The organism is Streptomyces sp. NPDC101166 (assembly GCF_044768125.1).
Taxonomy (GTDB): Bacteria; Actinomycetota; Actinomycetes; order Streptomycetales; family Streptomycetaceae; genus Streptomyces.
The window spans coordinates 271,770-284,949 of sequence record NZ_JBIWPF010000001.1 but is presented as its reverse complement, the minus strand read 5'-3'; the positions used below and the strand labels follow the sequence as shown (position 1 = coordinate 284,949).

The 13,180-nt window shown below is 73.6% G+C and carries 10 protein-coding genes; 5 read left to right on the top strand and 5 right to left on the bottom strand.

Annotated features, from left to right (window positions below; all coding sequences use genetic code 11):
• Positions 1-5: 5 nt before the first annotated feature.
• The 3 genes from ACIRS4_RS01320 to ACIRS4_RS01310 all read left to right on the top strand — a co-directional run bounded on the left by ACIRS4_RS01320 (position 6) and on the right by ACIRS4_RS01310 (position 4,613).
• Positions 6-2,630, top strand: a complete 2,625-nt coding sequence (locus ACIRS4_RS01320; RefSeq protein WP_404188240.1) for a thioester reductase domain-containing protein — start codon at positions 6-8, stop codon at positions 2,628-2,630.
• Positions 2,627-3,760 carry an alpha/beta hydrolase gene (locus tag ACIRS4_RS01315; RefSeq protein ID WP_404188238.1) on the top strand — a complete coding sequence of 378 codons (1,134 nt, stop codon included), beginning with the start codon at positions 2,627-2,629 and terminating at the stop codon, positions 3,758-3,760. Before ACIRS4_RS01320 ends, ACIRS4_RS01315 begins: the two co-directional genes overlap by 4 nt.
• A 73-nt stretch (positions 3,761-3,833) precedes the next feature.
• Positions 3,834-4,613 (top strand): alpha/beta fold hydrolase, encoded by a 780-nt coding sequence (locus ACIRS4_RS01310; protein ID WP_404188236.1) that lies wholly within the window; start codon positions 3,834-3,836, stop codon positions 4,611-4,613.
• A gap of 55 nt (positions 4,614-4,668) precedes the next feature.
• Here ACIRS4_RS01310 and ACIRS4_RS01305 read toward each other — a convergent pair whose 3' ends face one another.
• Positions 4,669-6,066 carry a phosphatase PAP2 family protein gene (locus tag ACIRS4_RS01305; RefSeq protein ID WP_404188233.1) on the bottom strand — a complete coding sequence of 466 codons (1,398 nt, stop codon included), beginning with the start codon at positions 6,064-6,066 and terminating at the stop codon, positions 4,669-4,671.
• Positions 6,067-6,211: 145 nt separating this feature from the next.
• Positions 6,212-7,831: an alpha/beta fold hydrolase gene (locus ACIRS4_RS01300; protein WP_404189736.1), complete on the bottom strand. Its 1,620-nt coding sequence runs from the start codon at positions 7,829-7,831 to the stop codon at positions 6,212-6,214.
• 282 nt (positions 7,832-8,113) lie between these two features.
• On the opposite strand from ACIRS4_RS01300, the gene ACIRS4_RS01295 reads away from it, so the two are divergent.
• Together ACIRS4_RS01295 and ACIRS4_RS01290 are read left to right on the top strand one after the other, a co-directional pair.
• Entirely contained in the window at positions 8,114-8,830 is a 717-nt protein-coding gene (locus tag ACIRS4_RS01295) for a chaplin family protein (protein ID WP_404188230.1), read from the top strand.
• Positions 8,831-9,071: 241 nt separating this feature from the next.
• Entirely contained in the window at positions 9,072-10,202 is a 1,131-nt protein-coding gene (locus tag ACIRS4_RS01290) for an enoyl-CoA hydratase/isomerase family protein (protein ID WP_404188227.1), read from the top strand.
• 76 nt (positions 10,203-10,278) lie between these two features.
• Here ACIRS4_RS01290 and ACIRS4_RS01285 read toward each other — a convergent pair whose 3' ends face one another.
• Genes ACIRS4_RS01285 through ACIRS4_RS01275 form a run of 3 tightly spaced genes read right to left on the bottom strand, consistent with a single transcriptional unit; the run spans position 10,279 to position 13,146 of the window.
• Positions 10,279-11,514 (bottom strand): cytochrome P450, encoded by a 1,236-nt coding sequence (locus ACIRS4_RS01285; RefSeq protein WP_404188224.1) that lies wholly within the window; start codon positions 11,512-11,514, stop codon positions 10,279-10,281.
• Between the two features lie 23 nt (positions 11,515-11,537).
• Positions 11,538-12,929, bottom strand: coding sequence for an NAD(P)/FAD-dependent oxidoreductase (locus ACIRS4_RS01280; protein WP_404188222.1), 1,392 nt, complete (start codon positions 12,927-12,929; stop codon positions 11,538-11,540).
• Positions 12,919-13,146 carry a ferredoxin gene (locus ACIRS4_RS01275; RefSeq protein WP_351089594.1) on the bottom strand — a complete coding sequence of 76 codons (228 nt, stop codon included), beginning with the start codon at positions 13,144-13,146 and terminating at the stop codon, positions 12,919-12,921. Before ACIRS4_RS01275 ends, ACIRS4_RS01280 begins: the two co-directional genes overlap by 11 nt.
• Between the last annotated feature and the right edge of the window lie 34 nt (positions 13,147-13,180).

The following is a 13,180-nucleotide window of genomic DNA, read 5'->3' as shown; positions in this document are numbered from 1 at the left end:
GTGACATGAACGAGGACGCGGCGACGAACGCCGGACAGCGGGCGACCGCCGAGGCCATCGAGCGGGGCGGGAGCGGCCTCGGTGTCTCCGAACTGCTGGCCCTGGTCATGCCGTCCCAGGAACCGGCTGGGGAGGAACGACAGCCGAAGTCGACCGCCCCGGTCGCTCCGGACGCCCCCGCCCCGGACGCCTCTGTCCCGGCCGCCCCGGCCAAGCCCGCCTCGGCCGCTCTGGACGCCCCCGCCCTGCGCGCCCCGGCCGCTCCGGCCACGCCCGCTCCGGCCCCGGCCGCCCCAGCCAGACCCGCTCCGGCCGCCCCAGCCAGACCCGCTCCGGCCGCTCCGGCCCCGGCCGCCCAAGCCATAGCCGCCCCGGCCACACCCACCCCGGGTGCCCCCGCCACGCCCGCCCCGTCCAAGCCCGCCCCCGACGTCCACGCCCTCGCCGACGCCATCGCCGCCGCGGCCGGCCGCTATCTGCCCGAGGGCCGCCTCGCCCCGGACGCCGACTTCTTCGACGCGGGCGGCAGCTCCGTGCACGCCGTCGAACTCGCGGCGGAGCTGGAGCGCGACCTCGGCGTGGAGCTGGACCTCGACGACGTGTTCGCCGACGCCCGCCCCCTCAGCCTGGCCCGGCGCTGGCTGCGGGCGAACCCCGACCACGAACTGCCCGCGGCCGCCGTCCCACCACAGCCGCCCGCCCCCACCCCGCAGGCCGCCCCCGTCCCCGCCCCCGTCACGTCCCCACGTCGTCCGACGCCCCCCGCCCCCCGCTCCGGCCACGCCGCCCGCCCCGAGGACCTCGACCAGATCCTGGCCGATCTCGCCCTCGCCGACCGTCTCCCCTTCGTCGGCTCGCCCGAGCCCCTGCCGCCCCGCCGGATCCTGCTCACCGGCGCGACCGGCTTCCTCGGCGGGCACCTGCTGCTGGACCTGCTGCGGCACAGCGACGCGCACGTCTACTGCCTCGTCAGGGGCGCAGACGAGGAGGCGGCGACCGCGCGCCTGGCCGAGCAGTTGCGCGGCTACCTGCTGCCGTGGAACGCCGAGGTCCGCCGCCGGGTCACCGTCCTGCCCGGCGACATCCGCCGCCCCCGTCTCGGCCTGTCCGAGGAGCTGTGGCACACCCTCTCCCACGAACTGGACGGCGTCGTCGGCGTGGCGGCGGCGGTCGACTTCCTGCGCGGCTACCAGTCGCTGCGGACGAGCAACGTGCTGGGCGCCCTCACCCTGGCCGAACTCGCCGCCGCCGGACGTCCGAAGCCGCTGCACCACATCTCCTCGATCGCCGTGTTCAACGAGGTCGGCATCACCTCCATGGGCGAGGACGACCCCCTCGCCCACGTCGACAACCTCGTGGCGGGCTACGACCAGTCCAAGTGGGCCGCCGAGGTCGCCCTGCGCCGCGCCCGCGACCACGGCCTGGTCGTGTCCGCCCTGCGCCCCGGCGGCATCGGCGGCCACACCAGGACCGGCGCCCACAACCCGCTGGACCTCAGCAGCGGCCTGATCTCGGCGTTCGGCCGCTTCCGCACCGTACCGGCGTTCCGCAATCTCAACGTGGCCCCCGTGGACTGGGTGAGCCGGGTCGCCGCGGCCGTCGTCTGCGAACCCGACGCCTGGGGCTTCGACTACAACCTCACCGGCGTGCCCAACACCCTCGACGACGTCGTACGGGACATGGCCTTCGGCGGCATGCACGTGCGCGTCCACGACTGGGACGAGTGGCGCGGCGACACCCTGGCCCGCCTGGAGGCCGAGCCGATCCCCGAACTGACTTTCCTCAGCCGGGTGTTGCAGAGCCCCACCGCTCTCAAGCTGTGCGAGGCCACGCTCACCGGCCCGGCCGCGAGCGCCGAGCGCACGGACACCCTCGTCGAGGCCCTCGGCCTCACGCCCGCCGCCCGCTACGACGCCCGCGCCCAGCTGAAGACGTTCGAGAAGCTCGCCGACGACGGCCTGGCCCGGCTCCCGGGCAAGGACGACCAGCCCTACCTGTGGTTCTCGGAGACCACCGAGGGCAGCGTGCGCGCCATCACCGACAGCACGGCCGCGGACGGCACTCCATCGCCCTGTTCGATGTCCCTCACCCTCTCCATCGCGAGCATGCACCAACTCGTCAAGGAGCGCCGTGTGGACGTCGCCGGCGAGGTCGTCTGCCCCGCCGCCCACCCCGAACCGCTCACGGTCGAGCACGGCGACGTCTGGGTCCGCCCCGAGGAAGGCATCCCGCAGCGGCACGGCACGCGGCACCGGCTTCTGAGCTACCGGCTGCGGTTGCGTGACGCCGACGGCCGACTGTGGTGGCTGGAGGGCCACAAGCACGCCCAGGCCCGCCGCGACGTCTGGCGCCAGACCCGCGCCCTCACCATCGAGCTGGGCCGAGAGGGCGAACCGGCCACGCTCACCGGCGAGGTCGTCGTCCCCGCCGACTCCTACGTCCGCGACCAGATCGACGGCATCAAGGTCGCCCCGCACCTGACCGCACGGGAGAAGCGCGCCGCCAAGCTGACCTGGCTCGCCTGGTTCGGTCTGGAGATGGGGCGCGGCCTGCTCGGGCCGTTCGCCCGCGCCGCCGCCGACCTGCTCGACCTGCGCCGCACCCCGAACACCACGGAGCACCAGCGATGATCTTCAGAACGCCCCCAGCCCCCCGCCGGCCGTTGCGCAGGGTCAGGACGACCCCCGCCCTGCGCCCCCTGCGCCACCGCCTCGACGCGGCCCGTGTCGAGGAGATCCCGTTCCACGCGCCCGACGGCGTCCGCCTCGGCCTCACCCGCATCGGCGACGGCGACACGGACCGGCCCGCCGTGCTCCTGCTGCACGGTCACACCGCGTCCTCCGACATGTTCCTGCTCCCCGAGACCCGCAACCTCGTCGACGCCCTCCTCGACGACGGCTACGAACCCTGGCTGCTGGACTGGCGCGGCAGCTGCCGCCTGCCCTACAACGAGACCGGCCGGCGCTACACCTACGACGACGTGGCCCTGTACGACATCCCCGCCGCCGTCGACCACATCCGCGGACGCATCGGCGACCGCCCCCTGTTCGCGGTCGCCCACTGCATCGGCTCCCTGACCCTGTCGCTCTCCCTGACCGCCGGCCTCGTCCCCGGCCTCGCGGGCGTCGTCTCCCAGGGCGTCTTCCTCACGCCGAAGCTGGCGGGCCGCACCTCCCTGCGCATGACGATCGCCGGGGAACTGCTGAAGACGCGGATCGACCACATCCCCGTCGACTTCCGCAAGGTCGGCCTCCGCTCCCGCTACACCCCCCTGTTCGCCCTGGCCGCCCGCAAGGCGGACTGCCCCGACCCCACCTGCCAGATCCTGCACCACTCGGCCTGGGGCACCGGCGCCTCCCTCTTCGTCCACGAGAACCTCGCCGACGCCACCCACGACCGGCTCGCCGACCTGCTCGGACCGGCCCCGCTGTGGATCCTGCCCCATCTGCGCCGGATCGAGCTGGCCCGTACCGTGGTCCGCTGGCACGACACCGACCACCGCTACCGGGCCCTGCCGCCCAACGCGCTCGACGCGGCCGCCCGCATCGACACGCCCGTGCTGCTGCTCGCCGGCAGCGAGAACGGCCTCTGGCTCGACTCCCAGAGGCTCTGCCACGACGTCCTGGCCCGCCGCCAGCCCCAGCTCGACGTGCGCTACACCGAGATCCCGGGCTACGGCCACCTCGACACGTTCATCGGCCGGGGCGCCGCACTCGACGTCTTCGGCCACATCCTCGACTTCCTCGGCGAACGCCGGTGACGCCGACCCCGGCGGCCGGTTACGGTACGCGTCAGTAACCAGAGGGCACCGCACCGCATCGCAGGAGGGCACCATGCCGCAGCTCGAAGTCGCCGGCGCAGCACTGACGTACGACGACGAGGGCCCGCGCGACGGCGACGCGGCGCCCTTGGTCTTCGTGCACGGCTGGACGGCGAACCGGCACCGCTGGGACCACCAGGTGACGCACTTCTCCGAGCGGCGCAGGGTGATCCGGCTCGACCTGCGCGGGCACGGCGAGAGCAGCGGGGCGGGCGTGAAGACCGTGGACGAGCTGGCGGAGGACGTCCTCGCCCTCCTCGACCACCTCGGGATCGAGCGGTTCGTCCTCGTCGGCCACTCGATGGGCGGGATGATCTCGCAGACGATCGCCCTCGCCCACCCGGAGCGGGTCGAGCGGATGGTGCTGGTGAACTCCATCGGCCGGATGGTCTACAGCAGAGGCAGAGGACTGCTCATGGCCGTCTCCACCCTCGTGCCCTTCAAGCTGTTCGTCGCCGCCAACATCCAGCGCGCCTTCGCGCCCGGCTACCCCCGCGACGAGATCCGCGCCTATGTGAAGTCCTCCGCGGACACCCCGCGCGAGGTGGTCATGACGCTGTACGGCGCGATGCGCGCCTTCGACCTCCTGGACCGGGCCGGGGAGATCAGCACCCCGACCCTGATGATCCACGGCTACCACGACGTCCAGCTGCCGGTGCGGCAGATGCTGCGCATGGCCAAGGCCTACCCGGACGCCACGGTCCGCGTCCTCGACGCCGGCCATGAACTGCCGGTGGAGAAGCCCGCCGAGCTGACCGCCGCGATCGACGCGTTCGTGACCGCCGCCCGCTGAAGCGGCCCAGCCGCCCCGCAGCGCACGGGGCCCGCGGGACGACGCGGACGGCGGCTCACAGGACGATCTCGGACGCCTCGCTCCGCGTCTGCGCCGGAACCCCCGGAGCGGCGCCGTCCGGCGCGGGAGGCGCCTGCGGCCGCGGCGCCGCGGCGTCCCGCGCGTCCCACAGCCTGGTGGTGCGGGCGTAGCCGTACACGACCGAGGCCGTCGCCAGGAGGAGGAGCGGGCCGAACACCCACGGGTGGTCGGCCATCTCCAGCGGCAGCCAGCGGTAGGACGCCAGCAGCGCGACGAACACGGCCGCCCCGTGGGCGACGAACCGGATACCCGAGCGGTCCCAGCCGCGGTCGAAGGTGCGCAGCCCCGCCTCGACGGTGAGCGCGAACACCACGCCGGCGATGAGGTCCGCGCCGTAGTGATAGCCGAACCCCAGCGTCGCCCCGAGCGTGGCGGCGAGCCAGAAGACGCCCGCGAAACGCAGGGCGCGCGGCCCCTTGCGGGAGTGCAGGAAGATCGTGGTGGCCCACGCGGTGTGCAGACTGGGCATGCAGTTGCGCGGGGTGACGTCGTCGTACGGCATCGGCCGGGGGACGCCGATCGGTGGCGGCGTGTCCGGCCAGATGTCCGCCCACGCCCAGTGCCCGCCGCCGGTGCCGAAGGCGCCCGTGCCGTAGGCGAAGACCGGACCGACCACCGGGAAGACCATGTAGACGGCCGGCCCGAGCAGCCCGATCACCAGGAAGGTGCGCACCAGGTGGTGGCGCGGGAAGCGGCGCTCGGCCGCCACCCGGCGCAACTGGTACAGCGCGACGACGACCGCGGCCACCGCTAGCTGGGCGTAGACCCAGTCGAGCAGATGGGGGCCCACCGGGGCGGTGGCCCTGACGAGCCGGCCGGCGAGCCACGACGGGTCGCCCAGCGCGTGGTCGGCGGTGACCACGTACTGGTCGAGCACCGTCGGGCGCGTCTTCGACGTGATGAGCAGCCAGGTGTCGCCGGTCTTGCGGCCGGCCACCAGCAGCAGACCCAGCCCCACGCCCTTCAGCAGCAGCACGCGATCCGGACCGGTACGGCGGGTGACGGCCATGACCGCGCATCCGAGGATCACCCACAGCGCGCCGTTGCCGAAGGGGTTGCCGGAGGTGACCTCGATGCCGAGCGCCCACCGCGTCAGCGCGAAGACGATGTCGATGCCGACGGCGGCGCCGAACGCGATGATCCGCTGCCGCCAGGTGAGCACCGCCATCGTCAACGCCATGCCGGCGTACAGCAGGAATCCCGACTTGGGCGCGAACACCACTTCCTGAGCCTGTGTGGTGATCGGCCCCGGCAGGCCGTAGTGACGCGCGGTGATCTCCAGCGCGACGAGGAACGCGACGGCCACCGCGCCGGCCGTGGCCCACAGCATCGCCCTCGGCCGCCGTGCGGCGAACCCGATGCCGTTCTTCATGTGCGAGAACACCCGCCCTGCTGTGTTTTTCAATGTGCGTGTGGCCGATGCGTGAGTTCCTGACAGGTTCGAACATGCTAACGGAGCTGGGTGATCGGTCAGGCGAAAGCATCCGGACCCACCGCGACGGCCGTCGCCGGGGCCCTCAGTCGCCCTCCTCGTCCTCCCCGCAGGAGCTGCCGTTCGGCGGCAGGGTGCCGAAGAGCAGGAAGTCGTCGATCTTGCGGTGCACGCATTTCGACGAGCCGTAGCCGGTGTGACCGTCGCTGCGATTGTCCAGCACCACGGCAGCCGGGCCGAGCCGTCGCGCGGTCTCCACCGTCCAGCGGTACGGCGTCGCCGGGTCCCCGCGCGTGCCGACCAGCAGCATCTTCGCCGTGTCCAGGTCCTTGACGTCGTCGCGGATGTAGTCCGTCCCCTTGGGGCGGCCGTAGCACAGCAGGACCTGGGTGAGGCGGTACTGCCCGAAGACCGGCGACGCCTGCTCGTAGGCGGCGCGCAACCGCTTCACGTCGGCGGTGACCTGCTGAGCGGAGGGACGGTCGGGGTCGTCCGCGCAGTTGACGGCCATCAGCGCCGCCGGGAGGTTGTCGAGGGGCACGTCGTCGGGGTCGACGAGCCCCCCGTCCGGGTCGTCGTCCCCGGGCGCGGTCCTGTCGGGCGCGCCCTTGACCGGGAGGGCCAGGCCGCCCGTCGCGAACGCCATCACACCGCTGGTGTCGCCGCTCTCGACGAGCTGGGCCAGCGCCCGCTCCAGCGACGGCCACAGTTTGCTGCTGTACAGCCCCTGACCGATGGCGCCGACGAGGTCCTGTCCGGTGAAGGGCTCGCCGAAGTCCGTCGGCACCGGGTCCTCGTCCAGTGAGCGCACCAGCTTCTCGACCAGCTCCCGGCCCTTGCGCGGATCCTGCCCGAACGGGCACGCGATGTCCTTCGCGCACCAGTCGACGAAGTCCTCCAGCGCCGTCTGCTGCCCCCGGGCGCCGGCGATGCCCTGCTCGGCGAGCGGCTCGGTCAGCGTGTCCACGCCGTCCAGGACCAGCCGGCCCACCCGGTGGGGGAACTGGGCCGCGTAGACCGCGCCGAGCCGGGTGCCGTAGGAGAAGCCGAGGTAGTTGAGCTTGTCGTCGCCGAGCGCCTGACGCATGACGTCCAGGTCGCGGGCCGCGTCGACCGTGCCGATGTGCGGCAGAACGGGCCCGGAGTGCTCGGCGCACTTGGCGGCGGCCCGCTTCAGCAGATCCAGTATGGCGCGCGGGTCGCGCAGGTTCGCCGGTTCGTCGTCCAGGGCGGTGAACGCGTTGCTCTCGCCGTCGCCGCAACTGACCGGTGAGGACCGGCCGACGCCGCGCGGATCGAAGGTCACCACGTCGTAGCGGTCGGTGAGCTCCATGAACTCCTTGCCGCCGACTGCGAGCTGGGGAACGCCGGGGCCGCCGGGCCCGCCGAAGTTCAGCAGCACCGAGCCGCGCCGGTCGCCCGTCGCCCGGTACCGGGCGAGCGCCAGGTCCAGGCTGCCCGACCCGGGGTGGGCGTAGTCCAGGGGGACGGTCACCTTGCCGCACTGCAGATCGTCGGGCCACTGTTCGATCCCGCACTGCCCCCAGTCGACCTTCTGCCCGTAGAACCGGGCCATCCCCGGAGCCGGGTCGCTGTTCGCGGTGGCGACGGCCGCCGGCAGTCCCGCGCCCAGCAGGGCCAGCGCCGCGGCCGCGGCGAGCGCGCCGCGCCGCCGTGCGGTCCCCCTCGACAGCTTGGCCAGCATCAGTGCCTCCAGGGACGCCCCACAGCGGACCGGGACGGCGTCGTCGCCCACGATAGGCGGGCCACGGAGCACCCGCCTCCGGAGCGGCAGCGGAGCACGGCGGGCACTTCCCGCCGGCCCCCGCATCCCCGCCCGATCTTCATTTCTTCACCCTTGCTATTACTCCGGCGGCGGTGCCGTCCGATGGGGTGAAAGAACGCGGGGCCATAACGCGAGAGGTTTCGTCGGCGTTCTACCCGGTGCGGGCGAGTGCCCGCGACCATGTCTGGAAGGCAGGGACCCATGAAACGGGTTACCCGAAACGGTGTGATCGCCGTCGCCGCCGCCTCGGGCGCGATGGCCATGACACTGCCCGCGTTCGCCGACTCCGGGGCCGACGCCCTGGCGGCAGGCTCGCCCGGAGTCGTCTCCGGCAACAACATCCAGGTGCCGGTGCACATCCCGTTGAATCTGTGCGGGAACACCGTGAGCGTGGTGGGAGCACTGAACCCCGCCTTCGGCAACACCTGCGTCAACAAGGGCTCGCGCCCCGAGACGGCCGAGGGTGTGGCGCAGAACAGCGGCGGCTCGGCGGCGTCGAGCGTCACCAAGGGCTCGCCGGGCGCCGTCTCCGGCAACGGCGTCCAGCTGCCGCTCGACGTCCCGGTGAACGCCAGCGGCAACAGCGTCAACCCCGGCGGTGTGCTGAACCCGGCGTTCGGCAACACCTCCGTCAACACCACGGAGGAGGAGCAGCCGCCCCGGGGCGAGCCCAAGCCCGAACCGCCGGTCCGGCACACCCCGCCGGCCGCGTCGCAGCCCGGACCGACGAAGGCCGTCCCGCCGGCGAGGGCGCCCCAGGCGCCGCAGCCGAAGCCGCACGCTCCCGCGCCCCGGACCGCGGCCTCCCTCGCCGAGACCGGCGCGGGAACCACCGCGGCCGCCCTCGCGGGCAGCGCGGCCCTCGTCCTGGGCGGGGCGGTGCTGTACCGCCGCTACCGGCCGGCAGCGGGGCGCTGACCCGCGGGCGACACCGCCTGCGGCGGGGCGGTGCGGCGAGGCGCGGAACGCTCCGCGCCCGCCCCCGCCCCGCCGGCTCCGCGACGTGACCAGGCCCACGGCGCCGCGCCCTCCATGGGGGGTAGGACATCTCAGCGAGGACGGCAGCGAGAAGATCGTCCGCGACGAAAGTGTCCGCCCTGGAAGGAACCGACGAGATCATGTACGTCATAGCGGCCCGCTGCCCGACGAAGGCATCCGGATGACCGGCCCCGAGAACGGCACCGGCCCCGGAGCGCAACCGAACCCCGGGCCGGGGGCCGAGGAACCCGTGCTGCTGCGCACCCGCGGCCGTGCCGCCCACCTCGTCCTCAACCGCCCCAAGGCCCTCAACGCCCTCAGCCACGCCATGGTCCGGCGCATCGACGAGGCGCTCACCGCCTGGGAGCACGACCCGGCCGTCGAGACCGTCGTCATCACCGGCGCGGGGGAGCGCGGACTGTGCGCCGGCGGGGACATCCGCAGCATCCATGCGGACGCCCGCGACGGCGACGGCAGCGCCTCGGCCGCCTTCTGGCGCGACGAGTACCGCCTCAACGCCCGTATCGCCCGCTACCCCAAGCCGTACGTCGCCGTCATGGACGGGATCGTCATGGGCGGCGGCGTCGGCGTCTCCGCGCACGGCAGCGTCCGGGTCGTCACCGAGCGGTCCCGCGTCGCCATGCCCGAGACCGGCATCGGCTTCGTCCCCGACGTGGGCGGCACCCACCTGCTCGCCCGCGCGCCCGGCGAACTCGGCACCCACCTCGCCCTGACCGGCGCGCAGATCGGCGCCGGCGACGCGCTGCTGTGCGGACTCGCCGACCACTGCGTACCGTCCGGCTCCATCCCCGGCTTCCTCGACGACCTCGCCGATCTGCCCGTCCCCGAGGCCCTGGCCCGGCACGCCGAGAACCCGCCCCCGGGGGAGCTGGCCGGACGGCGGGAGTGGATCGACTCCTGCTATGCCGCCGACTCGGTCGAGGAGATCGTGCGAAGGCTGCTCGCACACGGCGATCCGGCCGCCAAGGAGACCGCGGAGACCCTGCTGACCAGGTCGCCCACCGCGCTCAAGGTGACCCTGGCGTCCCTGCGACGCGCCCGGCGGCTCGGCGCACTGGAGCGGGTCCTGGAGCAGGAGTACCGCGTGTCCTGCGCGGCTCTGAGCACGCACGACCTGGTCGAGGGCATCCGCGCCCAGGTCGTCGACAAGGACCGCACCCCCCGCTGGTCCCCGGCCGGCCTCGCCGAGGTCGCCGACGCCGATGTGGAGCGCTTCTTCGCCCCGCTCGGCGAGCACGAACTCGGCCTCGCGGGCCCCGGCACGGCCGCCGGCGAGGACCCGGCCGGCTGAGCCGGCCGGCCCCGCGCAGAGCGCGAAGAGCCCCGGCCGCGTGGGGCCGGGGCTCGGGCGAGGACGTCGCAAGGCGTCAGGGGCGGATGTCGTCGCAGGCGATCGGCAGGTGGCGTGGTCCGCGCAGCACCGCGTTCCTCCGGTAGGGCGGCGGATCCTCCAGCAGGCGCGGGTTCACCAGCCGGCGTGCCAGCTCGGACAGGGCGAGCTGGGCCTCCAGCCGGGCCAGCGGTGCGCCGAAGCAGCTGTGGATCCCGCTGCCCAGCCCGAGGTGCTGCACGTCCCGGCGGTCCGGGTCGAAGCGGTCCGGGTCGTCGAAGCGCCGCGGGTCGCGGTTGCCGGAGGCCAGCACCAGCCACAGGGAGGCGCCCTTGGGGATGGTGACTCCGTGCAGCTCGATGTCGGCGACGGTGGTGCGCTGCGGCACCAGCTGCACCGGCGGCTCGTACCGCAGCAGCTCCTCCACGATCGGCACGGCCAGCCGCGGATCCGCCCGCAGCCGCTCCAGCACGTCGGGGTGGCGCAGCAGGGTCAGCATCCCGTTGGTGACCAGGTTGACGGTCGTCTCGTGGCCCGCGATCAGCAGCAGCGCCGCCGTGCTGAGCAGCTCCATCGTGGTCATCGCGCCGTCTTCGCCCTTGGCGGTGGCCAGCGCGGACAGCATGTCGTCGACAGGCTTCTTGCGGCGCTCCTCGATCAGCCCGGCCAGGTACATGCCGAGCTGCATACGGGCCTCGTGCGACTCCTTGCCCCGCTGGGTCGGATCGGCGTCCGGGTCGGGGTCCAGGCTCGCCGCGATCGTCTCCGCCCAGGAGTGGAAGCGCGCCTCGTCCTCGCGTGGGATGCCGAGCAGCCGGCAGATCACCGTCACCGGGAAGGGATACGAGAACTGGTCCACCAGATCGATCCGCCCCGGCTCCTTGATGCCGTCGATGAGGCCGGAGACGATGTCGCGCAGCTCGCCCCGCATCCCGTCGACCCGGTGGGGGGTGTGCGGCGGGCCGAAGGGCCGGTTGGTCATCCGGCGCAGCCGGTCGTGCTCCGGCGGGTCCAGCCGCAGGAAGCTCGGCGGCAGCGCGCCCTCGTCCTCGGACGACTCGGCCAGCGGATCGCGGGTCGTCGAGGCCAGGTTGCGGGCGTCGGAGCTGATCCGCGGATCGTGCAGCAGACTGCGGATCTCGTAGTACGTGCTGACGACGTACGGCCCGTCCTCCTCGTGCAGGACCGGCGTCCTGCGCAGCTCCTCGTAGATGGGATACGGGTCGGCGCGGTTGGAGTAGTCCAGGATCTGGTGCAGCAAGGATTGCGTCATGGCGGGTCCTCGGGGCCGTGCGGTCAGTGCGCGGGCTGGAACGTGAGCCGGCGGTCGGCCGGCGAGTAGCCGCTGAGGGTCACCGTGGGCCCGTGGGTGGGGACCGACGGGTCGGGGAAGTCCGCGTCCACCGGCCGCTGTCCGTCCGCGCGGCGGTCCACGGTGGGAAACGGCGGCGGGAACGGCGCCGTGGTCTCGATCAGCTCCTCGTAGAACGGCAGCCACCGGGCGTGGTCGAAGGTGACCGCGCCGATGACGCGCCCCTGGTAGCCGTAGACGCCGACGAACCGGCGCTCCGCGAGCGAACCCTGCGACACGACGATGTCCGTGCCCAGCGTCGGCACGCCGACCGACTTGATGTTCACGCCGAACTGCGAGGACCAGAAAGCCGGCATCCACAGGTGCGGCACGCGGTCGGCGCTCGCGCTGAGCATGTTGTGCGCCGCGGTCTCGGCCTGCGCCACGGCGTTGCCCCAGTGCTCCAGGGACAGGAACTGGTAGCCGAACAGGGCGTGCGGGGAGCGCGCGACGTCGCCGGCGACGAAGACGTCGTCGGTGACGATGCCGCGGAAGTCGAAGGCACGGCAGCCCGCGTCGCAGGCGATGCCGCGCGGGCCGGCGCCGAGCCCCGATCCCGCCAGCCACTCGGTGTTGCGGGTGGCGCCCAGCGAGACCACCACCACGTCGGTCTCGATGACGGAACCGTCGGACAGATGCGCGGCGCGCACCCGTCCCGAGGCGTCGCCCTCCAGCGCGGTCACCATGACCCCGCACCGCAGGTCCACGCCGTGCTCGCGCTGCAGTTCGGCGGCGACCGCCCCGACCACCCCGCCCAGCGCGCCGACCAGGGGCGCCGCGCCGCGCTCGGCGACGGTGACGGCGAGCCCGCGCTCCCGGCACGCGGAAGCGATCTCCGAGCCGGTGAATCCGGCGCCGATGACGAGGACCCGCCGGGGTCCCTCGGCGAGCCGCCGGGCCAGCGCCGCGCCGTCGTCGCGGGTCCGCAGCACGAACACGCCGTCGAGTTCGGCCTCGGCCGGGTGCGGCCACGGCCGCGCCCGCACCCCGGTGGCGATCAGCAGCCGGTCGTACGGCACCTCGTCGCCGTCGGCCAGCCGAACCCGCCGGGCCGCCAGGTCCAGGCCGGTCGCCGCCGAGCCGAGCCGCCAGGTGGCGTCCAGAGCCCGCCGCCTGGGCAGGGCGGTGTGCTCGGCGGCGGCCTTGCCCAGCAGCACCTGCTTGGAGAGCGGGGGCCGGTCGTACGGCTCGTAGGGCTCGTCGCCGACCATGGTCAGCGACCCGGCGAAGCCCTTCTCCCGCAAGGTCTCGGCGGCCCGCAGCCCTGCCAGCGAGGCGCCGACGACGACGATCCGGCCCTCGCGCCGGAGCTGTTCCAGGGCCCCGTCATCGTTCACCGGACACCGCCTCGGCCGGGGCGGTGTCCACCGAGTCGACGAGGATGGCCTGCACGGGGCAGGCGGCGGCCGCCTGGGCCAGTTTCTCGCGCTGCGCCTCGTCGGCCTCGGGGTCGTAGAGCAGACCCTCGTCGCCGTGCATGGCGAAGACGTCGGGGGCGAGGAACGCGCACTGCGCGTACCCCTGACAGCGGTTCAGGTCGACGACTAGCCTCACCAAGGGATCGGTCCTCTCCAACGGCCGCGGACCC